21 protein-coding genes are annotated in these 26,854 nt (G+C 39.9%); 12 read left to right on the top strand and 9 right to left on the bottom strand.

Features of this window, described 5'->3' with window-relative positions; genetic code table 11:
- The first annotated feature begins 255 nt into the window (after positions 1–255).
- On the top strand, positions 256–1,245 hold the full coding sequence (locus GVK91_RS06320; protein ID WP_088163260.1) for an aspartate-semialdehyde dehydrogenase: 990 nt from the start codon (positions 256–258) through the stop codon (positions 1,243–1,245).
- A gap of 123 nt (positions 1,246–1,368) precedes the next feature.
- On the opposite strand, the gene def is transcribed toward GVK91_RS06320, so the two are convergent.
- Positions 1,369–2,595 (bottom strand): peptide deformylase, encoded by a 1,227-nt coding sequence (gene def / locus GVK91_RS06315; protein WP_159727496.1) that lies wholly within the window; start codon positions 2,593–2,595, stop codon positions 1,369–1,371.
- A 321-nt stretch (positions 2,596–2,916) separates the two neighbouring features.
- Here def and ruvX point away from each other — a divergent pair, with 321 nt between their 5' ends.
- A complete protein-coding gene (ruvX, locus tag GVK91_RS06310) occupies positions 2,917–3,330 on the top strand; it encodes a Holliday junction resolvase RuvX (RefSeq protein ID WP_046671589.1) in 414 nt (137 codons plus the stop codon).
- Positions 3,331–3,378: 48 nt separating this feature from the next.
- The gene (gene ybeY / locus GVK91_RS06305; RefSeq protein ID WP_153844432.1) at positions 3,379–3,807 is read left to right on the top strand and encodes an rRNA maturation RNase YbeY; all 429 of its coding nucleotides are present in this window, start codon (positions 3,379–3,381) and stop codon (positions 3,805–3,807) included.
- 143 nt (positions 3,808–3,950) lie between these two features.
- Here ybeY and GVK91_RS06300 read toward each other — a convergent pair whose 3' ends face one another.
- Positions 3,951–4,370: a nucleoside-diphosphate kinase gene (locus tag GVK91_RS06300; protein WP_075994543.1), complete on the bottom strand. Its 420-nt coding sequence runs from the start codon at positions 4,368–4,370 to the stop codon at positions 3,951–3,953.
- A gap of 279 nt (positions 4,371–4,649) precedes the next feature.
- Between GVK91_RS06300 and GVK91_RS06295 the strand changes: the two genes are divergently transcribed.
- From GVK91_RS06295 to galK, 5 genes are all read left to right on the top strand, one after another.
- Positions 4,650–5,498 (top strand): 4-hydroxy-3-methylbut-2-enyl diphosphate reductase, encoded by an 849-nt coding sequence (locus tag GVK91_RS06295; protein WP_159727494.1) that lies wholly within the window; start codon positions 4,650–4,652, stop codon positions 5,496–5,498.
- Between the two features lie 81 nt (positions 5,499–5,579).
- Positions 5,580–6,614 carry a ferrochelatase gene (gene hemH / locus GVK91_RS06290; RefSeq protein ID WP_088163255.1) on the top strand — a complete coding sequence of 345 codons (1,035 nt, stop codon included), beginning with the start codon at positions 5,580–5,582 and terminating at the stop codon, positions 6,612–6,614.
- A 12-nt stretch (positions 6,615–6,626) separates the two neighbouring features.
- Positions 6,627–7,901, top strand: a complete 1,275-nt coding sequence (locus GVK91_RS06285; RefSeq protein WP_159727492.1) for a metallophosphoesterase — start codon at positions 6,627–6,629, stop codon at positions 7,899–7,901.
- 68 nt (positions 7,902–7,969) lie between these two features.
- The gene (locus GVK91_RS06280) at positions 7,970–9,019 is read left to right on the top strand and encodes a UDP-glucose--hexose-1-phosphate uridylyltransferase (RefSeq protein ID WP_153844430.1); all 1,050 of its coding nucleotides are present in this window, start codon (positions 7,970–7,972) and stop codon (positions 9,017–9,019) included.
- A 1-nt stretch (position 9,020) separates the two neighbouring features.
- Positions 9,021–10,175 (top strand): galactokinase, encoded by a 1,155-nt coding sequence (gene galK, locus GVK91_RS06275; protein WP_153844429.1) that lies wholly within the window; start codon positions 9,021–9,023, stop codon positions 10,173–10,175.
- Positions 10,176–10,260: 85 nt separating this feature from the next.
- On the opposite strand, the gene GVK91_RS06270 is transcribed toward galK, so the two are convergent.
- From GVK91_RS06270 to GVK91_RS06250, 5 genes are all read right to left on the bottom strand, one after another.
- Positions 10,261–11,451: a PLP-dependent aspartate aminotransferase family protein gene (locus tag GVK91_RS06270; protein WP_153844428.1), complete on the bottom strand. Its 1,191-nt coding sequence runs from the start codon at positions 11,449–11,451 to the stop codon at positions 10,261–10,263.
- Positions 11,452–11,652: 201 nt separating this feature from the next.
- A complete protein-coding gene (gene mfd / locus GVK91_RS06265; protein WP_153844427.1) occupies positions 11,653–14,988 on the bottom strand; it encodes a transcription-repair coupling factor in 3,336 nt (1,111 codons plus the stop codon).
- Positions 14,989–15,281: 293 nt separating this feature from the next.
- Entirely contained in the window at positions 15,282–15,950 is a 669-nt protein-coding gene (locus GVK91_RS06260; RefSeq protein WP_227550069.1) for a hypothetical protein, read from the bottom strand.
- A 53-nt stretch (positions 15,951–16,003) separates the two neighbouring features.
- Entirely contained in the window at positions 16,004–17,296 is a 1,293-nt protein-coding gene (locus GVK91_RS06255) for an HAD-IB family phosphatase (protein WP_075994534.1), read from the bottom strand.
- 109 nt (positions 17,297–17,405) lie between these two features.
- Positions 17,406–18,377: an NAD-dependent epimerase/dehydratase family protein gene (locus GVK91_RS06250; RefSeq protein ID WP_153844426.1), complete on the bottom strand. Its 972-nt coding sequence runs from the start codon at positions 18,375–18,377 to the stop codon at positions 17,406–17,408.
- 191 nt (positions 18,378–18,568) lie between these two features.
- Between GVK91_RS06250 and GVK91_RS06245 the strand changes: the two genes are divergently transcribed.
- Together GVK91_RS06245 and rmuC are read left to right on the top strand one after the other, a co-directional pair.
- Positions 18,569–19,756 (top strand): formimidoylglutamase, encoded by a 1,188-nt coding sequence (locus GVK91_RS06245; RefSeq protein WP_159727490.1) that lies wholly within the window; start codon positions 18,569–18,571, stop codon positions 19,754–19,756.
- Between the two features lie 203 nt (positions 19,757–19,959).
- Positions 19,960–21,282 carry a DNA recombination protein RmuC gene (gene rmuC / locus GVK91_RS06240; protein ID WP_153844424.1) on the top strand — a complete coding sequence of 441 codons (1,323 nt, stop codon included), beginning with the start codon at positions 19,960–19,962 and terminating at the stop codon, positions 21,280–21,282.
- 90 nt (positions 21,283–21,372) lie between these two features.
- Here rmuC and GVK91_RS06235 read toward each other — a convergent pair whose 3' ends face one another.
- Positions 21,373–22,449 carry a DUF4407 domain-containing protein gene (locus GVK91_RS06235; RefSeq protein ID WP_120335147.1) on the bottom strand — a complete coding sequence of 359 codons (1,077 nt, stop codon included), beginning with the start codon at positions 22,447–22,449 and terminating at the stop codon, positions 21,373–21,375.
- Between the two features lie 172 nt (positions 22,450–22,621).
- On the opposite strand from GVK91_RS06235, the gene GVK91_RS06230 reads away from it, so the two are divergent.
- Together GVK91_RS06230 and GVK91_RS27485 are read left to right on the top strand one after the other, a co-directional pair.
- A complete protein-coding gene (locus tag GVK91_RS06230; protein ID WP_153844423.1) occupies positions 22,622–24,733 on the top strand; it encodes a M3 family metallopeptidase in 2,112 nt (703 codons plus the stop codon).
- 256 nt (positions 24,734–24,989) lie between these two features.
- Positions 24,990–25,181 carry a hypothetical protein gene (locus GVK91_RS27485; RefSeq protein ID WP_228280105.1) on the top strand — a complete coding sequence of 64 codons (192 nt, stop codon included), beginning with the start codon at positions 24,990–24,992 and terminating at the stop codon, positions 25,179–25,181.
- Positions 25,182–25,321: 140 nt separating this feature from the next.
- Here the strand turns inward: GVK91_RS27485 and GVK91_RS06220 are convergent, their stop codons facing one another.
- Positions 25,322–26,707 (bottom strand): nucleotide sugar dehydrogenase, encoded by a 1,386-nt coding sequence (locus GVK91_RS06220; RefSeq protein WP_153844422.1) that lies wholly within the window; start codon positions 26,705–26,707, stop codon positions 25,322–25,324.
- Positions 26,708–26,854 lie beyond the last annotated feature (147 nt).

The following is a 26,854-nucleotide window of genomic DNA, read 5'->3' as shown; positions in this document are numbered from 1 at the left end:
AAAATTTTTATTTTTTTTGAATTGCTTTAATCTTGATTTTTAGCAATAGTTATGGGATGCACGGATTTCTTTTTTAGCAATTATGGAGGAAAAATTCTTAATGTTGTGATATTTTTAGCAGAGGGAGTAATATTTTGTTATTTTAATAGTGGAATTAGGGAATATTTTTTAAATTTGAAGAATTCATTCTTCAAGAATCAACTAAAAACAAAATCAAATAACAATTTTATATACACAATTTAAACACAGACAAAAATGAAAGTGGCAGTAGTCGGCGCAACAGGCCTTGTAGGTACTGAGATGCTAACCGTGTTGGCGGCGCGAAATTTCCCAGTAACAGAATTAATTCCAGTAGCTTCAGAGCGTAGTAAGGGTAAGGAAATTGAATTCAAGGGAAAGAAGTATAAGGTGGTTACACCATCTGAGGCTATTGCTTTGAAACCTGATGTTGCGTTATTTTCTGCTGGTGGTGATACCTCGAAAGAATTCGCGCCTAAATTTGCTGAAGCTGGAATTACAGTGATCGACAATTCTTCGGCATGGCGTATGGACCCAACGAAAAAGTTGGTGGTTCCAGAAGTAAATGGCGATGTGTTATCTGCTGAAGACAAGATTATTGCAAACCCGAATTGCTCAACTATACAAATGGTGGTGGCTTTAAAGCCATTACATGATAAATATAAAATCAAACGTGTTGTAGTTTCTACTTACCAATCTGTAACAGGTACTGGTGTTAAGGCCGTTAACCAGTTAATGGATGAACGTGCCGGAAAAGATGGTGAAAAAGCTTATCCTTATCAGATTGATTTGAACGTTATTCCTCATATTGATGTTTTTCAAGAAAATGGATACACGAAAGAGGAAATGAAGATGATTTTGGAAACAAATAAAATCATGCGTGATGATTCTATTAAAGTAACTGCAACGACAGTGCGTATTCCAGTTATGGGAGGACACTCGGAATCATTGAATATCGAATTTGAAAATGACTTTGATTTGAATGATGTACGTGCAGCTTTAGCGGCGCAAAGTGGCTGTATTGTTGTTGACGATCCTGCGTCATTACAATATCCAATGCCAAAGGATGCACACGGCAGAGATGAGGTTTTTGTAGGACGTATCCGTCGTGATGAATCTCAGCCAAATACCCTTAACATGTGGGTAGTAGCGGATAACTTACGTAAAGGTGCTGCAACAAATGCAGTTCAGGTAGCGGAGTTATTGGCCGAAAAAGGATTGATCTAACTCAAGTAGATTCCATAATAAATATGGAGCCCCCACGAATTCGTTCATGGGGGCTCTTTTTGTACTATCATCAAATCACAATTTATATACTTATGATTTGGCCCTTGATACTGGGGCTAGAAATTATGGCGTCAATGTTGTGGGTTGGATAGAAAACTCAATCTTGTCATTCAACGGCGCATAGGCTTCTTTGCTTTGCTCTTCCAGTCGATCTGGAAATAGAATGCCGAAAAGATGATCCGTTTCGTGCTGAAAAATAACAGCAGTAAAACCCTCGATATTTTCTTCGATAACTTTACCTTCTTTATTGATGTATTGTAGGCGGATAGCATAACTCCGTAATACATCCTCTTTACGATTAGGGATAGAAAGACAGCCTTCGGCGCCTTTGCGTTTCAGTTTGGAGCGCCATAAAATTTTAGGATTTACATAAAATTCAAATGGTTGATCTGGTTTGTCAAATCGCTGTACCCAGATTAGATTTTTATTTATACCGATTTGTGGCGCTGCAATGCCTACACCGGGGTGATTGGGATCACGTACAGTCGCGAACATTCTTTTGGAAAGAGACTCAATCAATGGGTCGTTGTATTTGACATCACTGCTTGTAGCTTTTAAAACTTTCAGATCTTTATCGTCTGTTGTTTGCAATACGCGAAGAATTGCATTTTCATCTCCTGATAAAATGATTTTCTTGTCGGCAGCACTGAACTCCTGTCCTGCGTTAAGGTTGACTGGTCTTTCATTCTTTGACTTATGAAATGCTTTTTCTCCGGCCATAATTTTTGTTTCTAAATTGTTCTCAACTGGGGGGACTGGGCAACGGTAGCCATTGCTATAAGCGCAATACGGATTATAGGCTTTGTTAAAGTCTATCTCAACATTGTTTCCTTTAATGTCGTCTGTTGATAAATCAATATACCGGCCCCCACTATAGCTTTCCTGACCATTTGTTAAATCTAAAAATGGTAAAAATAAATGGTTTTTGTATGCTGGATTTTGAAATAATGCGACACTTTGGTAGATATTCAACGTATGTTGTTTTCCATGAAGAGTAAAGGTAATGATGGCGTAGCGTTTGTACTCGTTGCTTGTGCCATCGTAGGTTGGCATCCGAAATACCGGTTCGTCAAACAAAACTTCAATTTTGGCGTTGACTTTATAGCCCGCATCTACGGGAAAGTAATCCAAAAATGCTACTTGATCTGATTTCAATGGGCCATATTGTTCTTTCGCCAATTCAGTGGCTTTTTTTTCACGAAGAGCGGTAATTTGTTGCTCATATTTACTTTGAGCATGTGTACTCAAGCATAAGGCCAAAAGGAAACTGGCAATAAGTGTTTTTTTCATTTGTTTAAATATTTATTCTTCCGATTTCGCACAGCCAAATGCCGCATTGCTTTTGATGTTGTTTTGATCAGTGTGCCTATAGGTAAGTCTATAGGCCCGCTATGATCAGATTGAATTCGGTGATCTATTGCCTCAAAAAGCAAGTTAGCTTGTCGTTGTTAAATAGTCTATCAAAGTTATAGTTTTTTTTGATTAAAAGATCAAAATTAAAAGATCAAAAACGAGAAGAGAATGTATTAGAAAGCGGAGTCCAATTGAAATATTAAATCTTCCTGTGTAATACTCAGGACTACTTTGTATTTTTGTAAAAAATATATATCCATGAGATTGATGGCCTTTGATTACGGTACAAAACGAATAGGGGTTGCGGTGACCGATCCAATGCAAATTATCGCTACAGCATTGACGACAGTACATCCGCAGGATATCTGGACATACTTAGCTGATTATTTACAGACAGAACAGGTGGAAACGTTTGTTGTAGGCAAGCCACGGCAGCTGGATGGGACAGATTCGGAATCCGCACAGCATGTTGTCGGTTTTATTCGGAAACTGAAGAAGACTTATCCCGCAATTGCTGTCGCCGAAATAGATGAGCGTTTTACTTCTAAAATGGCTTCTGCAGCGATTGCACAAAGTGGGAAAAAAAAGAAGGACCGTCAACAAAAAGGACTAATTGATACCGTGTCTGCAACGATCATTTTGCAAAGCTACATGGATAGCCGTAATTTTTAGATACACAACGACTGATAAGTCAAACAAAAATGAATAAAAAATAGAAGGATGAAGAGCATATTATTTTTTACCGAGGATACGGATTTCAAATTAAAAGAAAAGGGAAAGATTCGTCAATGGATTGCTGATGCCATCAAATCCGAAGGATTTAAACGTGTAGGCGAATTGAGTTTTATCCTTTGCTCGGATGCTTACTTACTTGAAATCAATAAGCAGTATTTAAATCACGATACCTATACTGATATCGTTACTTTTGATTCTTCCGAATATGATGACACCATCGCTGGTGATATTTTTATCAGCGTGGAACGTATTCAGGAGAATGCCGAAAAATTTAAGGTTGATGTGCGTGACGAGCTTCATCGGATTATCATTCATGGTGTAATGCACCTGTGTGGCTATCCGGATAAAAAGCCGGCAGATAAAGCAAAGATGACCGCCAAGGAGGATGAATATCTAGGTCAAAGAAACTTTTAACATACTCCTTCGTGCTGTCGTTAGGGCCGACGGTTCGGTGAACCGGTTGAAGGTTCTATTTTACTCGAGAGTGAGAAGGAAACAACATAAAAAAAAGCGCTTTACAATTTGTAAAGCGCTTTTTTTTATGTTGTTTCTAACGACTAGAATCTTTCAAATTGAGAGAAGAAGAAGTTTCCTTCGATAGCAGCATTCTCATCTGAATCCGATCCATGGATAGCGTTTGCGTCAATAGATTTAGCATATTTGTTACGGATTGTACCTTCCGCTGCATCAGCAGGATTAGTCGCGCCGATCAACGTACGGAAATCTTCAACAGCATTATCTTTTTCCAAGATTGCAGCAACAATAGGACCTGAAGTCATAAATTTTACCAACTCACCATAGAAAGGACGCTCTTTGTGTACTGCATAGAATGCACCAGCTGTCTCTTGAGAAAGTTGGATGTATTTCATTGCAATGATTTTAAAACCACCAGCAATGATATCGTTTAAGATTGCACCGATGTGACCGTTCGCTACTGCGTCAGGTTTGATCATCGTAAAAGTTCTGTTAGTTGCCATTATTTTAATTTTTTTGCAAAATTAGATAAATTGCTTTTCATATGCAATATCATTACGCTTCATATAGACACAATTATTGATAAGCCAACTGGCTGATGTGATCCTTATCGCTAAATCTTATACGCCTCGAAAATATGGTTATATTGAAATAGACGTTTCGCATGCTCCTAATCAGCTGTTTTTTCTCGGTATGTAACAAGGCTTTGTATGTGACCGTTACTAGAAAAGTAATAAAACAATTTATCTAAGTTCAATACGAATATGTAACTTTGTGATATTATGGCATTAAATCTAACAGTAGACATCGATAAAGATTCAGGCTTTTGCTTTGGAGTGGTATACGCTATTGATATGGCGGAGGAGATCTTGGCGGAAGAGGGGTATCTTTATTGTTTGGGAGATATTGTTCATAATGATGAGGAAGTTGCTCGATTGAAAGCAAAAGGTTTACGGATTATCGACCATGCTGTTCTGCCAACGTTGAGCAATGAAAAGGTATTGATCCGTGCCCACGGTGAAGCGCCCGAAACCTATCGCATTGCTTTGGAAAATAACATTACCTTGATAGATGCCTCTTGTCCAGTGGTGCTTAAATTGCAGAACCGTATAAAAACCTCGTTCGATCAAAAGGACAAAATTTTAATCTTCGGAAAGCATGGGCATGCTGAAGTGATCGGTTTGCAGGGGCAGACAAATAATGAAGCCTTGGTTTTTCAGGATATTTCCGAATTGGATCAGGTCGAATTGCCGGCCTCATTTACCCTATATAGCCAGACAACAAAAAGTGTAGATAAATTTTATGCGATCAAAGATGAACTTATCAAGCGCGGGTATGAAGTAAAGGCCAATGATACCATCTGTCGACAAGTTTCCAATCGATACGAAGATCTTGGCGCTTTTGCCAGACAATACGATAAAATCGTCTTTGTATCGGGCAAGAAATCCTCCAATGGAAAGGTATTGTTTGAAGTTTGTCAAAACGCCAATCCCGCTAGTTATTTTATTTCTGATCCAGCAGAATTAGATGCTTCGGTCTTTGCTGAAAACGATCGTATTGGTATCTGTGGCGCTACTTCTACGCCAATGTGGTTGATGAAAGACGTAAAAGCAAGTTTAGAAGCATTATAAGCACAATTACCCGTCACAGATATTTCATAATTCAGCGGTTTAGATCCCGAGTGCATTCTTTTTTGCGTAGCTTTGTAAGCTATGAGCAATAAAGGCAAAAAAGGTATTCTTTTAGTACAATTGGGTACACCTGATAGTCCCACTACTCCAGATGTAAAAAAGTATTTAACGGAGTTCTTAATGGACCCACGCGTCATTGATATTCCTTATTTTCAACGAACCTTATTGGTAAAGGGAATCATTGCACGTACCCGTGCTCCCAAATCTGCAAAAGTATACGAAACGATCTGGGATAAAGAAACGGGATCACCTTTGATGCATTACAGTATTTTGCAACGTGATCTGCTTCAAGAGGCATTGGGAGAAGAATACCATGTCGAATTAGCGATGCGTTACCAAAACCCATCGATTGAGGCTGCATTGAAAAATATGGAAGGTCTATTTTTGGAGTCCATTCGCGTAATCCCTTTATTTCCACAGTACGCTTCAGCAACATCGGGCTCGGTCATTGATCGTGTCATGGAGCTAATCCGCAAATGGAATTATCTACCGGAAATCAGTTTCGTAAGCAATTTCTGTACTGACGATTTGATGGCAGAAACTTATGCAGATCATGCCCGCAGGCACGATTTGGAAAGTTTTGACCATTTTGTTTTTAGCTATCATGGCCTTCCTGTGCGGCAGCTAGGCAAAGTGGATCCGACAGGTCAACTTAAATGTCCCGAAGCAGGCTGTGATTCCTGTAAAACGACAGCCAATTCATATTGCTATCTCTCGCAATGTTATGCAACAACACGGACGATAGCTGCAAAGCTTGGTTTAAAAAAAGAACAATATTCGCTTTGCTTTCAATCCCGGCTAGGTAAAGAGCCCTGGATACAGCCGTATACCTCGGATTTGTTGCACGACCTTGCCGCGAAAGGTTATAAGAAGTTATTAATTTTCAGTCCTGCTTTTGTGGCGGATTGTATCGAGACCATTGATGAAATTGGCGTGGAATATGCTAATGAATTTAAGCACTTAGGTGGAGAAGAGGTTTGTTTGGTAGAAAGTCTTAACGATGATCCCAAATGGATCGAGTCTTTAAAACAATTGGCACTCAATGCCAAAAACTAAAATAGGTAAAAGATGTTGTTCGTAAACGCGTGTGTATTACTCATATTGGATTTTTATATTTTCTTTGCGCTCCGTGCAACGAAGATCAAATTTCCCAAAACAAAATTATTTTCCATCCTCTGGTGGTCTTATTCTGTTTTACTACTATTAGGGGTTTTTATCTCAGCACAATATAGTATTCCTTTAATCGTACGGTCGGTTATTTTAGTCGCCTTTTTTCTGACTGCCGCATCAAAGATATTTTTCTTTTTGATTTTGTTAATTGATGATATCCGACGCGGTGGTGTATGGTTAAAACGTCTATTTACAAAAAAGAGATCTATTGAAGACCTAGTTGAAGATGCCGGAGACCCTTTACCGGAAAATCCGGTGAAAGGGATTAGCCGATCCGAGTTTTTGACCAAAGCTGGTATTCTGGTCGGTGCCTCACCCTTGATACCATTGAGCTGGGGTATTATTTCAGGAGCCTACGACTATCGTGTAAGGAGAGTACCGTTGTATTTGCCAAATTTGCCCAAAGCATTTCATGGAATGACCATCGCGCAGATTTCAGATGTGCACTCGGGATCTTTCTACAATAAAAAGGCTGTCAACGGTGGTATTGATATGCTTTTAAAGGAAAAGGCTGATGTGACATTTTTTACCGGTGATATTGTGAATGCCCAAGCTTCTGAAATGCGCGGTTATCAAGATATTTTTGCTCGTGTGAAATCTGATTTAGGTGTGTTTTCTACATTAGGTAACCATGACTATGGTGACTATTATTATGGTAAAGAAGATTCTCCTGCTAAACGCAAGAACCTCAAGGATGTGATCGATGTTCATAAAATCATGGGCTGGGATCTGTTAATGGATGAAAATCGCAAGATTAAGGTCGACGGTGAAGAGCTTTGTATTGTCGGGGTTCAGAATTGGGGCACAGGCCGTTTTCCGAAACATGGTGATATCAAGAAAGCTTTAATGGGTACCGAAGAGCAGCCTGTCAAGTTGCTGTTATCTCACGACCCGTCGCATTGGCGGGCTCAGGTATTGGATACCGACGTGGATGTGATGTTTGCCGGACATACACACGGTATGCAATTTGGCGTAAGATCCGAGATGTTGCAATGGAGTCCAGTACAATATATCTATAAGGAATGGGCAGGGCTATATCGTGAACAACAGAACAAACGATTATATGTTAATGTCGGCTATGGTTTTTTGGGTTATCCGGGACGCGTTGGAATTCTGCCTGAAATTACCATATTCGAATTGCTAAAAGCGCAAGACCCAAAGTTTAAAGCCTAAAAAATCCCCTTTGACTTTTGAGTTAATATAGCTATAATTGTGTATTCTGTACACCAGTTATACATAACATGCAATCAACTTTAAACTTTGGGGACTCTCCCCACACACGTGTTAATATTCTTACCGGGGAAAAAGTACTTGTGTCTCCGCATCGTAGTAAAAGACCATGGCAAGGGCAAGTGGAGGATCTTCCCGGGGATAATAGACCGGAATATGATCCACAATGCTATTTGTGTCCGACAAATAAACGAGCAGACGGTGATATCAATCCAGATTATAAAGAAAGTTTTGTCTTCGTGAACGATTTCTCGGCTTTATTAAAAGATACAAGCCAGCAAGAATTTAATGAGGATGAATTATTTGTCGCAGAGACCGAAAGAGGGATCTGTAAGGTAATTGCATTCACTCCACGCCACGATCTTACACTACCCGAAATGGATCAGGCCGCAATCAAATCAGTGATTGATCTTTGGCAGAAGGAATTTGTTGAACTGTCCAAGGTTGACTGGATCAAATACATTCAAATTTTCGAAAATAAAGGTGCGATCATGGGCTGTAGTAATCCACATCCCCACGGACAGATCTGGTCACAAAATCATTTGCCTGTAGAAATCCAAAAAGAATGCGTTCAACAACAGCAATATTTCAATAAATATCAACGTACAATCCTATCAGATTATGTTAAAGCAGAGTTGAGAAAAGAGGAGCGCATTATTGACGAAAATGATTCTTTTGTTTCTCTAGTCCCTTTTTGGGCTGCCTGGCCTTACGAAACGATGATTGTCAGCAAACGATCTATCCAAAACATTGCTGGGTTTGACGAAAAGGAAAAGACGGATTTTGCCGCTATCCTCAAGTTGCTGACAACGCGTTATGACAATCTCTTCAAAACATCCTTCCCCTATTCTGCAGGAATGCATCAAGCGCCGGTAAATGATGGAGACCACCCGGAGTGGCACTGGCATATGCACTTTTATCCGCCACTGTTACGTTCTGCTACTGTTAAAAAGTTTATGGTAGGTTATGAGATGCTAGCAAATCCACAACGTGATATCACACCGGAAGTTGCCGCAGAACAGTTGCGAAATTGTTCGACAGTACATTATAAAGCTAAATAAGATGATAACAAAAGATACAATTGTAAATAAATTTAAAGAACTCTACCAGGAGGAACCTCTTGTCGTTACTTCCCCCGGACGGATTAATATTATTGGAGAACATACGGATTATAACGATGGATTTGTATTGCCTGCCGCAATTGACAAAGCAATATACGTTGCTGTAAGTAAGCGATCGGATGATAACATTGTGCTTTATGCGGAAGATTATAAAGAGCGTCATGAGGTAAAACTAGCAGATATTGCAATCTCAGAAAAACATTGGCCAAACTATATTCTCGGGGTAGTTGATCAGTATCAGAAACGTGGGGCAACGCTAGGTGGATTCAACCTGTATATCGATGGCGATGTGCCATTGGGAGCCGGATTATCGTCTTCAGCAGCCGTTGAATGTGCCGTTACCTTAGCACTCAGCGAATTGTTCGATTTGCAGGTCGAACGACTTGAGATTCCACAGATTGCACAAAAGGCCGAACATACCTATGCTGGTGTGATGTGTGGTATCATGGATCAGTTTGCTTCAGCCTTTGGTAAAGAGAAAAATGTCATCAAACTGGATTGCCGTACTTTGGGTTTCGAGTATGTTCCACTTGATCTTAAGGGTTATGAAGTTGTGTTATTGAATACAAACGTAAAACACTCATTAGCTTCTACAGCTTACAATACACGTCGTGAACAATGCGAACAGGCGTCTGCATGGGTACAGGAAAAATACCCGGAAGTCAAGAACCTGCGTGATGTAACCATAGCGATGCTTGATGAATTGGTGAAAGATAAAGATGCCGATATTTATGCGAAAGCTAGCTTTGTGGTCCGTGAGAATGAACGCGTAGAGAAATCGTGTGATGCACTACGTTCAGGAGATGTTGTTCAGCTTGGACAGTATATTTTTCAGAGCCATGAGGGATTAAGTAAAGTGTATGAAGTCAGTTGTCCGGAACTGGATTATTTAGTGGATTACGTCAAGCAATTTCCTGAGGTGATCGGTGCCCGAATGATGGGTGGCGGTTTCGGTGGCTGTACAATCAATATCGTCAAAGAAGGTGTATTACCTTCAATTTTGCCAACACTCGAAAAAGAATACAAACAGAAATTTGATAAAGAACTTTCGGTTATTCAGGTCAGGATTGCCGATGGTACCCGCGTACTTTCATAAGACATAGGTACAGTAAGGGGAATAACATGAACATGTTATTCCCCTTATTTTTTGTCTTTTTTGATAACGACTTACCACACAAGTCCTAGTTAAGCTGGTCTAATGCCTGTTTTAAGTCGGCGATTAGATCATCGGCATGCTCAATTCCAACAGAGATGCGCAACATGCCTAGCGTGATTCCGGAAGCTTCTTTCTGTTCCTTCGTATGATGACCGCCCCACATACTCGCGGGGTGTACAATAAGCGATTCGACCCCTCCCAAACTGGCTGCATTGATAAATATATGCAGCCCATTGATGAGTTTCTGCGCATTTAAAAATGCCTCTTCTTCATCTTTACCATTGACATCGATGCAAAGCATACCCGAGAAACCGTTCATTTGTTGGGCTGCGAGCTCATGTTGTGGATGATTGGGTAATCCAGGATAACTGACTTTTTTGATTTTTGGATGTTGATCCAGAAATTCGGCCAGCTTCAGTGCATTTATATTGATCTGTTTGACGCGTAGACTTAATGTTTTCAATCCCCGTAATAGTAACCAAGAATCAAGCGGTGCGAGTGATGCTCCCAAAGCGACGGATCGTTTCCATACGCTGGCGATATAGTTCCGCGTACCGCAGACGATACCTGCAGTGAGGTCGCTGTGTCCGCCCAAATATTTCGTGGCGCTGTGAACAACGACGTCTATTCCAAAATCTGTGGGGGTTTGGTTGATAGGGGACGCAAATGTATTATCAACCATGCTCTGGATTCCATGCTGTTTGGCAAGCTCTCCGAGTGCTTTTAAATCGCTAATGTTGAGATTTGGATTCGATGGAGTCTCTATATAAATCAGCTTGGTATTTGCCTGAATAGCTTTTTCAAACGCTGAAACATCTGTTTGATCCACAGCCGTAACCGTGATGCCATAATCCGTTAGGAACTCTTTAAAGAAAATAGCTGTTCCGGAATAATGTGCATGTTGGGCGACAATATGATCGCCCGATTTAACGATGGCCAATATGGCTGTACTGATCGCTGCCATACCTGTTGCAAATACAAGTGCATCCTCCGTTTTTTCCAATTTTGCTAGGATGGACGCTACTTGGCTATTCGTCGGGTTGCCATGACGATGATAAAAATAAGGGTGTTTCGGTTCGGTAGCAGCCTTGATGTATTCCGTTGGGTCAGGATCTGCAATGTATGTGGATGTCTGATAGATTGGAGTAGTTACTGCAGATGTCTGGTTGAATTGCTGTCCTTCATGGACGAGTATCGTTTCGGTATTGGTAGCCATACTAATAATATTGATTGATGCTTGTATTGCCTTAAGTATCCATAACTCGATCTTGTCGAATCTTTGATCGTAAGGAAGCCTTAGCTCGTTTGAAAGCACTGTTGGTGCTAACAGCTCGAAGAAGGTTTGTCTTGTATATCAAATATAAATAAAATCTACTCAATATGTAGATTTTATTTATATCGGATGCATCAATATGTCTTACAGCATTTCTTTCAGAAGGCTCAACGCATAACCAATGGTATTCACATTGTTTAACGCTAAACGAAGCTGGCCTTTGACTTCTTTGAGGTTGCTGATCTCCGGATGGCTTTGTACAAAGGACAGTACTCGGCCGAATTGATCAGATTCAAAGTAGCTCGACTTGGGGTTATTGACAAAATAACCTTTCAGTGTATGCTTTTTATACGCTATTTTTTCGAATCCGATCGTTTTGCCAAACCACTGTAAACGGAGTGTATTGAATAATTCAAATACTTCTCGTGGGATAGGGCCAAAGCGATCTTCAAGTTCTTTTTCAAACGCTGCCAATTGCTGCTCGTTTTCCAATTTGGATAGTTCAGTATACAAATTATACCGTTCCGTAATATTGGTTACATATTCATCAGGGATCAATACCTCAAGGTCGGTGTCAATTTGCGTAAAGGACACATATTTTCGTTCTTTCTCATCAGCGAATACTGCTGAGAACTCATCCTCTTTCAGTTCCTGAATAGCTTCGTCCAAGATTTTATGATACATCTCGAAACCGATCTCTGCAATAAATCCCGACTGTTCGCCACCTAATAGGTTTCCCGAACCACGTATATCCAAATCGCGCATGGCAACATTAAATCCAGAGCCCAGTTCAGAAAATTCTTCTATCGCAGAAAGTCGTTTATAGGCCTCCGGTGTTAAAGTCGATAATGGCGGACTCAGTAAATAACAGAAAGCCTTTTTATTGGAGCGACCGACCCGGCCCCGCATTTGGTGCAGGTCACTTAGTCCGAACATATGTGCATGATTAATAATAATCGTATTCGCGTTTGGAATATCAAGACCTGCTTCAATAATCGTTGTTGCGATTAAGACATCGAAATCGTGATTGATAAACTTAAGCATCACATCCTCGAGCTCATCACCTTCAAGTTGGCCATGTGCAACACCGACGCGGGCTCCTGGAACCAGCTTACGGATCAAATTGCCCAGCTGCGGAAGATCTGCAACACGATTATGGATAAAGAATACCTGTCCACCACGATCAAGTTCGTAACTGACGGCCTCCCCGATCAGTGTTTCATTGAAAACGTGGAGTTCGGTCTGTACAGGCTGACGGTTGGGTGGGGGAGTCGAGATGATACTCAGATCGCGGGCCCCCATTAATGAAAAGTGCAATGTTCTTGGAATTGGCGTTGCTGTCAATGTCAGCGAGTCTACATTCGCACGCATGACTTTCAATTTTTCCTTTACGGTAACGCCAAACTTTTGTTCCTCATCAATGATCATTAGGCCAAGATCTTTGAATTTGACATCTTTGCTGACAAGGCGGTGGGTGCCAATGATAATGTCTATTTTCCCTTCGGCAAGCCTTGCTAACGTATCTTTAATCTGCTTAGGTGTCTTGAAACGGTTGATATAGTCGATCGTGCATGGGAGCCCCTTTAGTCGTTCCGAAAAAGTCCGATAATGCTGTAGCGCAAGAATTGTCGTCGGTACAAGCACGGCAACCTGTTTACTGTCTGCTACGGCTTTGAAAGCCGCACGGATAGCGATCTCCGTTTTTCCGAAACCAACATCCCCACAGACCAATCGATCCATTGGATGTGGAGACTCCATATCTTTTTTTACATCGGCAGTAGCTTTTTCCTGATCGGGGGTATCTTCGTAGATAAAGGAAGCCTCCAGTTCATTCTGTAGGTAACTATCCGGTGAGAAAGCATTTCCATGCTGGGCCTTTCGTTTGGCATAAAGCATGATCAGGTCGCGCGCAATATCCTTGACTTTTTTCTTGGTCGTCTTCTTGAGTTTGTCCCAGGCGTCGGTACCCAATTTATTCATTTTGGGAACAGTACCCTCTTTGCCGGAATATTTGGAAATGCGGTTTAAGGAGTTGATGTTCACATACAAAAGGTCATTGTCCGCATAGATCAAGCGGATCATTTCCTGGGACTTACCGTTGACGTCCACTTTTTCCAAACCACCGTAGCGGCCGACACCATGGTCAATGTGGGTAATGAAATCGCCCGGTTTAAGATCCCGTAGATCTTTGAGTGTAATTGCCTGTGAGCGCTCGTAAGCCTTCTTACGTTTATATTTATAATAGCGGTCAAATATTTGGTGATCCGTGTAACAGGCCAACTTTAAACTGTCGTCTCTAAAACCTTCCCGTAAAGCTTTATGAATCGGAATGAAGGTCGCCGATTTATCAAGATCTTCTAGAATCGTATAGATACGTTCTACCTGTTTGGTTGAATCTGAAAAGATCAAATTCTGGATCCGCTGGCTCTCATTCTCTTTGAAATTATGGATTAAGAGATTAAAATCCTTATTGAACGAAGGTTGCGGGTGGATATCGAACTTGAGTGTTACCTCAGCTTTATAAAAGAACTGTTTACCGAATTCGATGATTGGGAACTCAAAGAATAAGGCATTGAGATTCTTCTCATCTGTAAACTCATAGGCTGGGTTATGCCATTCGGGATTGTCTTTTTTCTGCTTATCTGTTAGTCCCGCCCATAATTTTTCCGCCTTCTTTAACCCATCTTTTACAATATCTAATGTAAATTGAGCGTCTTTGATCCAGATCGTAGCGTCCTGATCTACATATTCCAATAAGGAAATGTGTTGAGATGTTAGGAATTTCGCTTGGACATTTGGTACAATGGTTACTTTATGGATTTTTTTGACAGACAGCTGGGACTCAATGTCAAATGTACGTATGCTTTCGATGTCATCGCCAAAGAATTCAATACGGTATGGGAGGTCATTCGAAAAAGAAAAGATATCTACAATGCCACCGCGTATCGCAAATTGCCCAGGTTCATACACAAAGTCGACACGTTCGAAATCATATTCGATCAAAAATTCGTTGATGAAATCAATACTTAGAGCGGTGTTTTCTGTTATTTCCAACGTATTTTTATCCAGGTCGTTGCGGTTGATCACTTTCTCAGCAATAGCCTCCGGATAAGTCACAACCATTTTCGGTAATTCCGAAGTATGGTTGAGTGAACTTAAAGTCTCCGCGCGTTGCAATACATTGGCAGAGTCAGTTTGTGTAAAATCAAAAGCTTTGCGATAAGACGAAGGGAAAAAAAGAACCTGCTTATCCAACAGGCTTTCCAGATCACTTAAGAAATAAGAAGCGTCCTCATGAGTCGGTAAGATAAAGACCATTGGACGTTCCTGTAAGTTGTAAGAAGATACGGCTATGAACGCATCCGAAGATCCAATAAGCCCTTTCAGCTGAATCTTTGGGTTTTTGGATTGTATAGCCTTGGTGAGCGACTGGACAGATTCGCTTTGGCTGTATTTTTCTAATATTTCTTGAATTCCCACGAGCAAAAATTTCGAATAATTGCGAATTTAACGAAATAGTATCAAGTATTGGGTATGAAGTACTAAATTTTTTGGTAAAAAAATGGCTGAATCCCTCGTTAAGAAGGGCATGACTTTGGGGAGCTCAAAAAGCTATAACAGATTGATCTGTGCAGGATTTTATTTCGCGAGGTAAAAGGTGTAGGCAAAAGCGAGCAACACCAACAATGTGGCCAAGTAAATTAATTTATATTGCTCGTAAGCTGTAACATGAAAGGATCCAATTTTAACGCGGTTTTTGCTATTTCTCATGACTAATTTAGGTCGAGGTCAATCTTCTGTTCACTAATATAGCTTTTAAGTGTTGTATTACCAAAAGCATCCAGTGTATTTTGAAAATCTTCCCGGTAGTCAAACTGAAAGTCCTCATGAAGTTTACTGTATTTACCCACCGCATGTTTTATACGCCCTGTTATATATTTATGCAATTTGTGGGCGGCAGACTGATAAGAGGAGTCGAAAAGCCTGTCGTAATCAGCAATGGTTCTCTTCAGGATATAGCATCTAAATTCTACTTCACTGATTTTGTCCTTGGTGACTTTTTCGTGTTCATTCACTAAGCCGCTTGCCTGTTTTACCAGTTTGCTAAGTCCAATAAAATGAATGTGTTGTGGCGTATTGCCAATTTGACTTAAACCAATATCGAACAATTGTGCCAGTTGCTTTCTTAGTTTTTCAATACGTTCCTCTAAATCATCCGCATTCTCCAGTAATTGGAAATGCAATTGCTTGATCAGCATTTTGTCCTTGCTTATCAGGCGTACAAGGAGTTTGTCTTTTTCCTTCTGCGGTAGGTCAAGGACAGCTTTCTTTAATTCGGCATCTTGATGTAAGGACATAATCTGTGTTTTTAGTGTAAAAAGAGTTGTTGAGCGAAAAGTCAGGCACACTGAAAGTGTGCCTGAATAAATTTCTCGTTTCATAAGCCGGAATTTAAGCAGCAATAGCTGCCGCCCATATTTACCGGCGCTTGCTATTAATACAATATTCTGAACTTAATTGTATTGTCGATCTGTTTGAGTTGTTTCAATAGATCTTTATCATATTCACCTTGTATATCGGTTACCGCATAGCCAATGTCACTTTTGGTCATTAGAAATTGTGCAACAATATTGATGTTATTTTGGGCATAGACCTTATTGATCTGCGCCATAATTCCGGGAACGTTTTGGTGGATATGCAGTAATCTCGTTACCTGTTTTACTTTTGGTAAAATCAGATTTGGGAAGTTGCGACTTAAATAAGTATCACCATTGTTGATAAAATCGGCCATCCGCCGAGGTATAAACTCGGAATTTTTCTTTTTATTTTTCTTATCATCGAAAACGACAATACCTTTAGCATTGCAGATATCCTTATTGATATGCCCTCTGATATCACCCAAATATCCGATCGTTTTTAATTTGTCAGCATGTTGGAGTTGCTCATCACTGATATCGATATTGTCCCCCAATAGAAGCATCCCTACATCTTTCACATACTTTTCTTCGAAGGTATCTTTTGTGCGGATAGAAAAACCGTCTCTTTTTAAGATATGAGCCGCTATTTCTGGTACATCACCCACGATCAAACAAAGGATACGGTTTTTAGGATAGGATATTGCACGGGGCAGATCATTTACATATAAGAACTCATCAAAACTAGGTGTGATGAAGTCTGCTTTCTCAGTGACACTTTTACGTTGGATATTCTCTGTAAATGCAAAGAATTTTTCAATTAATCCCGATTCTTTCAGTTGAAAATCTGAATAACCGTCACCAATGCCAAATAGTCTTCCTTCAATATTTAATTGTTTTAATAATTGCACTTTTCCACCTTCATTTGATAATGGATTCTCTTCATCAAAACCGATGATATTACCTTCTTCATCAAATCTGAATGTATTGGCATAGATATTTTCAGTCTTGATATGATAGGGTGTAACAACAGGAGTAATAAACTCCTTAAAACCTCCTGAAACAATCCATGCTGTGTCGGCGTGTTTCTTGAAGAATTCACGATTTCGGGAAAAAGAGGTTGAAACCTTTTTCTTAAGATGTGAAACAAGTTTATCCAGATGAGATTTATTGGCATTTAAGAGTTTTACGCGACCAGCCAAAGCTTCACGGAAAGATAGTTTACCCTCCATGGCAAGATTGGTGTACCGCTCAATTTCGTGATAAATAGATTCGCGATCCGGATGGTCCTCAAGGGAGATTCGTGCAAGTTCATCAAGTGCCTCTACTTGTGTAAATGTACTATCAAAATCAATGATGTAATAGTTTTTCATCTTGTTATTTTTTTATGAAACGATCGTGAGCAATAGCGCTGATTGCTGATCTCCGATATCGGTAGGTTTCCGATGGTTTCAAGGTTCGGTTGTTTGTTATGTTATAGTTTTACTGTTTGTTATATAAATCTGCAATTTCCTTTAGCGTTTGTTCCAAAGGCCGATAACTGTGGTTTAGGAGTGCTTGGATTTTCGCATTGGAATACTGTAATTTGGCACTTGAAGCAACCGCAGTCTCCTTCGTTAATGTCGCGTCTGATTTTTTAAATAGAGCAAGCATACTTGAAACTGTGGAAGCAATTTGGAGTAAGGTTTCGGAAACTTCGATTGTCGGTTCAGGCCTGTTCATTAATACACTTGCCACGCTCAACAAATCCTTGTTGCTTATATTGAGATGATTGATGATATAGCGCTCAGCACTAATATCATCTCTTTCCATCAATTGAATCATGATCGCAGCAACATCCTCTACGTCAACAACGCCGACACTTCCTTTCGGGTAAAATCGTAGACCTTTATTGATCATCGAAAAAATAGCTCCAGAGCCTTTCCCGTTTGCCGAAGCACCTAAAATTACTGAGGGGTTAACAATAACTGCACTTAAACCTTCGGTAATGCCACGCCACACCTCCATCTCCGCCTGATATTTTGATAACGAATAGTTGGATGTCAGTGAATTGTGTTCCCAATGGTCTTTTTCGGATACCGGCAGGTTGTCTCTATTTGTCCCTAAAGCTGCGATCGAGCTGACATGGAGCAGGCGAATGCCCTTTTCAAGGCAAAGATTGACCACATTTGTCGTTCCTTCCACATTCACTTTAAAGAGCGCTTTAGTGTCTTTCTTTTGGTAGGAAACCAATGCTGCACAATGGAACACTTTAGTAACCCCTTCAAGAGCATCTTCTAATTCAAAATAATTGTTGATATCAGCATCGATCCATTGAACCAACGAAGAAGATAACAACGAGGTCGGAATAGCCGATTGAGCTCTTTTGATGGCAATGACGTCAATTCCTTGGTCTATCAACTGTCTGATTAGTGTAGACCCTAAAAAACCTGTTCCTCCAGTTATTAATATCACTTGATAAAGATACTGTTAAAAATAATGTTTTCAAAAGTTAGTTAATAAATGGATATTTGTGTGAATTGCATCCTGAAAAAACCTTCATGCTTTCGCAGGTCTCAAACGCCATGAAAGCCGAGGTAGCTTCTTTCAGTCCAATTAAAACAGTCGTTTTCAGAACAAATAGGAGATTTTACAAATTATAGCTTATGTCATCACTGTCCGTATTCTTTAGCCCGATTTCAATTACAGGTTTTGCTCCTGAGCATGGGTTCTTGAGTTCTCAACTAGGAAACGTTATTCAAGCCTATGAAACAGATTTTCCGAGCTGGGAAGCGGATAAACAGCCTCAATTGGCTATTGTCGGTGTGGAGGAAGATCGTGCATCCATGAATAATAATGGAACGGATAAAGCGCCGGATGCTGTACGAAAACATCTCTATGCGCTATATCAGGGCGATTATAAGATGAATATCGTTGATTTGGGAAATATCAAAGCAGGTAATACAATTCAAGATACCTATATCGCTTTAAAATCTGTCGTAGAGGAACTGGTCAAAGAAAATATTCTTCCGATTATCATTGGCGGTGGGCAGGATCTCACTTATGCACAATATTTAGGATATCAAAATTTAGAACGAAAGATAGAGCTGGCGATTATAGATGCCCGTTTTGACCTTGATGAGGAAAATGCCGAAAATGTAAGCCTGAATTCCCGATCTTATGTGAACCATATTATCTTGCATCAGCCAGACTATTTATTCAATTTAAATGCCATAGCCTATCAAACCTATCTCGTAAGTAAAGAGTCTATCAATATGTATGATAAACTATTTTTTAATGCAACTCGAGTCGGTATGATTGCCGGTAAAATGGACCAATCAGAGCCTTTGATCCGAGCAGCAGATTTAATTAGTTTTGATATTGGAGCCATTCGCGCCTCTGAAGCACCTGGAAATGCCAATGCAATGCCCAATGGCTTATTTGGCGATGAAGCTTGTCAACTCGCCCGCTATGCCGGGATGTCGGATAAATGTTCTTCCATCGGTTTTTATGAATTCAATCCAACATTTGATCCAATGGAGCAGACGGCTATGTTGGTCTCCCAAATGATCTGGTGCTTTATTGATGGTTACTATAACCGCAAACAAGATACGCCACTGTACCCCAAATCATCTTATATCATTTATCGCACGACACTGGAAAATGAAGAACATGAATTGGTCTTTGTGAAAAGTAAAAAATCAGACCGCTGGTGGATTCAAGTGCCTTATTTTGGATCTAAATCAGTCAATGAACGCTATTACCTCGTGCCTTGCCGTTATGAAGACTACCAATTGGCTGTTTCAGGTGAAATGCCTGATCTATGGTGGAAAACACACCAAAAGTTACAATAATGTACCTCTAAGAGGGACATTGGTATTACGCCTTACCATAGAGAAGTGTGTAATACATCGTGCAAACTGATTACAGATTGGAGTTATCTGTTTTTAGTCCTGTCGATCCATTAAGTTTGAGACGTTATAGGTTTAATTAAATGCAGTGATGGCAAAATAGACCTGCTCAGGTAAGCATACACCATCTTCAGAAAATACAAATCATGGAAATATTTTTCTTTGCGGGAATCGTATTGTTATTGGTCATTTTGATCATATTGGTACTAAAAAAGAATACCGATACCAGTGCCGGTCCTGTGTACAATAAAGAGGTTGAAACACTAAAAATTGAGCTCGCTAGATCGCAACAGCGGGAACAAAGTTTGCTGGAAGAACGTCTTATGCTAAAAAATGAATTGGATAAGGAACGGGAGAATCTTCTGGTCGCAGAGCGGTCTTTAGAGAGTACACGTTCTTTTTATGAGGCGCAGCTCGATAAATTTCAGGAACAGAAGAATGAAATCGCCGAGATTAAACGACAATTCAACAATGAGTTTCAGGTCATTGCCAGTAAAATATTGGAGGAGAAGACACAAAAGTTTACAGAGACCAATCACCGTTCCCTGGGCTTGATCTTGGATCCATTGAAGGAAAAAATCAAATTGTTTGAAGAGAAAGTCGATAAAAATTACAATCAAGAGGCGGCGGAAAGAAATTCTTTAAAGGGAGTTGTCCTTCAGCTGGTCGAACAGAGCCTTAAAATTAAAGACGAAGCCAATAGCTTAACCAAGGCATTAAAAGGGGATACCAAAAAGCAGGGCAATTGGGGCGAGGTAATTTTAGAGCGGGTTTTGGAGCGTTCGGGACTTATGCGCGATCGCGAATTTAGATTGCAGGTCTCTCTTATGGATGCCGAAGGAAGAAGAATGCAGCCCGATGCTATTATCGACCTCCCTGAAGATAAACATTTAATTGTGGATTCAAAAGTTTCGCTGATTGCCTACGAACGTTGGGTCAATGCTGAGACGGACGAGGACCGCGCAATATTCGCAAAACAACACGTACAGTCTGTGGAAAATCACGTGAAAGAACTCTCCGCAAAAAACTATCACGAGTTATATGGTATCGAATCCCCGGAGTTTGTCCTGCTGTTTATGCCGATTGAATCTGCATTGAGTATGTCCGTCGCTGAAAAACCAGATCTATTCAGCGATGCCTGGGATCGTAAGGTTGTAATCGTTAGCCCTTCGACATTGTTGGCGACATTGCGTACCATCGCCAGTATATGGAAACAAGAGCGCCAGACACGCAATGTGATTGAAATCGCCAAGGAAGCAGGGAGTTTGTACGATAAATTTGTGAGCTTTCTGAACGATATGGAACAGGTGCAAAATCAGTTGGAGCGCGCATTAAAAAGCCATGAAGATGCAACTAAAAAACTCTCTACAGGCGCTGGGAACGTTATTGGAAAAGTGGAGAAATTAAAACGTTTAGGAGCCAAAGCAAATAAACAGATCGATTCCAAATTTTTAGATGAGGAAGATTAACAAAAACGGGCTTGCCGAAAGGTAAGCCCGTTTATAATTTTTAACCGTGCAAAGCAAAGCCTGCTCTGCTAACTTATGCTAGAGGTTCTACTAAAGCTCTTTCATCCGTTTATTGATCGAAACATCCACATACGTATCCTTTAAACGATCTACAGCTTCTTTTTGAACAGTGACATTGGTGTCTGATTCGTAATCATGAATAGTCCTTTGGTTTTGGACTTCGTTGTCATAAGGATCCTTTCCTGCCAAGAGCTTGACGATTACCGGAAGACATTCGAGGAAGACAAAAAGCAGCGCAATAAAAAACACAGCATTTGCATTGGATTCGTTGACCTTTCCATTGGCATCGTACCTTAGATTGCCCAGCGCAGAATTACGGTCTGCAAAACCAGCGACATTGACGGCGCTGTCCAAAGAAGCGTTGGATAAGACTTTTTGGTCCAATATCCCTTCAAATTTCTGTTTCTGACGTATTGCGTTTTGTTGGGTCGTTATCTTGTTCCGTAAAGTGTCCAAATAACCCTCTTTTTTCTTCAGCTCTTCTTCTTTCATTTTGGCATAAGGGCCATATCCCATGACACCAGATGTTTCAGTTGTTTTGTTCCCGAATATCTCGTAATTCAATTTTGTACGATCATTTTTAATACTGGCTTCCAATGAATCACGTTCGACCGTAATCGCTTTTAAAAGCGAAACCTCATTGGCATATTTCTTATTGAAAGTACTGTTGAGCGTGTCGATTTTAGCGCGTTGATCTGCGAGAAAACGTACACGGAGATTTTCTCGAATCTCTTTATCGAAGATTTTTAACTCCAATGGCCTAGAGATAACCAAACCAATCAAAATTGCCAATAAAATTCGTGGAAGAGCCTGCAGAAGCTGCATAAGGCCACTTTTTGATTTATTTATACTAAGTACAATATAGCGATCCATATTGAATATCGCTAAACCCCAAATGATGCCAAATACAATGGCCAAAAGCCAGTCAAATGCTCCACCACTAAATACGAAATACATGGCATAGCCCCCCGAAAGGCTGGCAAACAATCCCGTAAAAAAAATAGTAGCACCTATGGCTGTGTACTTACTATGTTCTTCCGGATATTTTTCAAGAGTTTCTTGATGTACCCCCGCACATCTCCAAAAGAAACGGTTAATATCGCTCATTAAAATATTTTTACCCAAATTGACAGATTATTTTTAACAAGGTTTATGAATAAGTTTTTGTTTTACAATACGATGACTGTTTTCAGGTTCCTTTGCACACCTCCTTAACGAGGCCTACCATTTGCCTAATTTTATTATCTTTGAAAAAAAAAATCAGGAATAATCAGATAATATGAAGAAAAGACAACTTTTGCCATTCTTTGCGATAGTGGCAACTGCATTTGTTGGTTGTGAGGAAAAAAAAGTGATGACAGATAATCCTCTTTTATTGGCTTACGAAACCCCATTTAATGTACCTCCTTTTGACAAGATCAAAACAGAGCATTTTAGGCCAGCTTTTGATGAAGCGATAAAAGTACACAATTTGGAAATTGACACGATAGTCAACAATTCGGATAAAGCAACATTTCAAAATACGATAGTCGCCCTAGAAAATGCAGGTGGATTATTGAGTAATGTATCTACTGTATTTTATAATCTAAATAGTGCCAATACAAATGACAGTATTCAGGCGATAGCAAAAGATTTGGCCCCCATCTTATCGAGTCATTCTGATGAAATTTCGATGAATACCAAACTATTTGACCGTATCAAAACAGTTTGGAGCAGCCGAAATACACTTGGATTAGACGAACAGGACAATAAACTATTGGAAGAAACCTATAAAAGTTTTGTACGTTCCGGAGCGAATTTAAAGGATGCTGATAAGGAAAAAATGAAAAAAATTAATGCTGAGCTTTCAACATTAACAACGCAATTCGGACAAAATTTGCTTGCTGAAACCAATGCTTATACACTGGTAGTTGATTCTGCTAGCCAATTGGAAGGCTTGCCAGAATCGTTGAAAACAGCAGCAGCTGAAGAAGCCGTAGCAAAAGGAAAGAAGGATAAGTGGGTGTTTACCTTACAGAATCCTTCCATTATGCCCTTTCTTCAATATGCAAAAAATCGTGAATTGAGAAAGCAACTTTGGGAGGCATATCAGCTACGCGGTAATCAAGATAACACCAACGATAATAAGGCGATCATTCAAAAAATTGTTAATCTCCGTCTTCAAAAAGCAAAATTATTGGGTTATTCTTCACATGCGGCCTATGTACTAGAGGAATCAATGGCGAAGAATCCGACCAATGTCTATGCACTATTAAATAAACTTTGGACTCCAGCACTCGCTAAAGCAAAAGGTGAAGAAGCAGATATAGCAAAGGAAATTAAGGCTGAAGGAGGTAATTTTGCTGTGGCCCCTTACGATTGGAGATATTATACAGAAATTATTCGCAAAAAACGCTTCGCGTTGAACGAGGACGAAATTAAACCTTATTTGAGCCTTCCTGCAGTTCGTGAAGGAGCGTTTGCTGTAGCCAATAAATTATATGGTTTGACATTTGTTGCCTTAAACAATGTCCCAACTTACCATAAAGATGTGGAAGTGTATGAAGTTAAAGACAAAGACGGTTCACATTTAGGTCTGCTATATGCCGATTTCTTCCCGCGTGAGTCAAAACGAGGGGGTGCCTGGATGACTTCTTACCGTAACCAGTCAACAAAAGATGGCAAACGTGTTGCTCCAGTAATTTCCATCGTATGCAATTTCACAAAACCAGTGGGGAAAAATCCTGCCTTGTTGACATTTGATGAAGCGACTACCTTGTTCCATGAGTTTGGACATGCTTTGCATGGTCTTCTTTCCAATGTAAGATACCGTTCAATGGCGGGAACTTCTGTACCACGTGACTTTGTTGAACTACCTTCACAAGTGATGGAAAATTGGGCAGCGGATCCAGAGGTGTTAAGAACATATGCTAAGCATTATAAGACCAAAGAAGCAATGCCAGATTCATTGATTCAGAAAATGGAAAAGGCCGGTACCTTTGATCAAGGATTTGCAACCGTTGAATACCTTTCTGCCGCGTTGTTAGACATGGATTATCATGCTACCACAAAAGAAATTTCAAAAGACATTAATGGCTTTGAAAAAACAGCAATGAAAAAAATAGGTATTATTGACGCTATTATTCCGCGCTATAGAAGTACATATTTTCAACATATCTTCGCTGGAGGGTATTCTGCAGGTTATTATGCCTATATCTGGTCTGAAGTATTGGATTCAGATGCCTTCGCAGCTTTCAAGGAAAAATCATTGTACGATCAAGTGACAGCGGATTCTTTCCGTAAAAATATCCTTGAAAAAGGAGGTACTGATGATCCCGCTAAAATGTACCGTACATTTAGAGGTGCAGATCCAGATCCAAAATATCTATTGAAAAAGAGAGGTTTGAACTAATGCTCTCCAATCAAAAAAAGGCGATATAGAAATATATCGCCTTTTTTTTGTTCAGGTACTTGTTATTCTAAAAACTATTCTTACATTTGAATATTATTTATAATGAGTCTAAATAAATGCAGGTAGTATGTGTGACACAAAAATTCTAAGCCAACGAGGAGATACCCATATTAGTGTTTGCCATAAGTGTCAAACATATTATATCTGGCAACAAAGTTTTGTACTGACATTTACGAGGAATAAATTCTTCGATTTCTTGAATATTACGAAAAGTAATGGTGATGAGCTCTTTTTTAGCACATTTCCAGATGGTGAATTTCGGTTGATTATGAAAACACCTTATCCAGATATCGTATTTTCATTTGATGAAGAACAATGGCAGAATTTCAGGGATGCACTCCAAGAATCTTATTACATGAATGAGTTTTATGGAATGCTGAATAATTAAGATAAAAAGTCCTGTTGCATCGCTTGTGTTTCATCTCTCTTTCCTTACGCGTTGACAACAGGCACAAACAAAACCCTCAGTTATAAGTTGCATACACTTATGCGACTATATGGTGAGGGTTCTTTTTATCTATATATTGATTACTCGCCTATCGCGTAATATTTAAAATCAAGGTCTTCAAGTTCCTTACGGTTCAATAGTTTACGGCCATCGAACACAAATGCAGGCTTTTTCATGTGCTCCTTAATTTTGGCCCAGTCATAACGTTTAAATTCATCCCATTCAGTCAATACTGCAATTGCATGTGCATCATTGCAAGCCTCATAGGCGGTATTGACAACCTTTACCAAAGCTCGGTTTTCTTCCGAAGAGCGCGTATTCAGATAATCGAGGTCGGCATAGATACGTTCAGCAGATACTTTGGGGTCATAGACCGTGATTTCAGCTTGTTCACTCAATAGATAATCTGCAACATAGATCGCTGCAGATTCACGTGTATCATTGGTGTCTTTTTTGAATGCCCAGCCTAAGAACGCAATCTTTTTGCCCGATACAGTATTATACAATGTTTGGATAATGTTGTCCGCAAATCGCTGTTTTTGATAATCATTCATCAAAATCACTTGATCCCAATACTCGGCAACCTCTGTGAGACCGTAACTTCGTGCGATATAAACCAGATTGAGGATATCTTTTTGAAAACAAGAGCCACCAAAACCTACAGAAGCTTTCAGAAATTTGGATCCAATCCTGGAATCCATACCAATCGCCTTGGAAACTTCATCTACGTTTGCCCCTGTTTTCTCGCATAGTGCCGAGATGGAGTTAATGGAGGAGACACGTTGTGCTAAAAAGGCATTTGCGGTTAGTTTTGAAAGTTCAGATGACCAAAGGTTCGTTGTGAGAATCTTGTCGCGACTTACCCAATGTGCATAGATGTCGACCAATGCGGCGATAGCTTCATCATTCTCTCCGCCTATAAGCACACGGTCTGGATTGATTAAATCCTGTATTGCTGTGCCTTCAGCCAAAAATTCAGGGTTGGAAAGAATATGGAAATTAACACCATTACCCGTGTTATCAAGGATACTTTTTAAAGCTGCCGCAGTGCGGACGGGTAAAGTCGATTTTTCAACAACAATTTTATCGTTTTTGGCAACCGCTGCGATCTGCCGTGCACAAAGTTCAATATACTTTAAGTCTGCAGCCATTCCCTTGCCTTTTCCGTAATTCTTAGTCGGTGTATTGACCGAAATAAAAATCATGTCGGCCTCGTCGATAGCTTTTTCGATATCGGTTGAGAAAAACAAATTACGATTACGCGCTTCTGCAACAATCTCTTGTAAGCCAGGTTCGTATACAGGAAGGTTGTCTAGATTCTCATCATTCCAAGCCGCGATACGGGCGGCATTGACGTCGACGATCGTAATCTCAATGTGTGGACATTGCTTTGCAACAACTGACATGGTAGGTCCACCGACATAACCAGCACCGATACAGCATATTTTCTTGATTGTTTTGCTCATTTTGATTATCTTAATCAGCTATAAATTGAAGAACAAACTTAGATAAATTGCTTTTGATATGCAATACAAAGCACAGTATATCAAAACAATTTATTTAGACGAACTGGCTCATCCATTGTTTTTCCTTCTATTTGTTTCATTGCCCTT

The sequence above is a fragment of the Sphingobacterium sp. 18053 genome, from assembly GCF_902706145.1.
GTDB lineage: Bacteria > Bacteroidota > Bacteroidia > Sphingobacteriales > Sphingobacteriaceae > Sphingobacterium > Sphingobacterium paramultivorum.
Note: the sequence above shows the minus strand (reverse complement) of the source record. Positions and strands in the feature narration are given on the sequence as shown.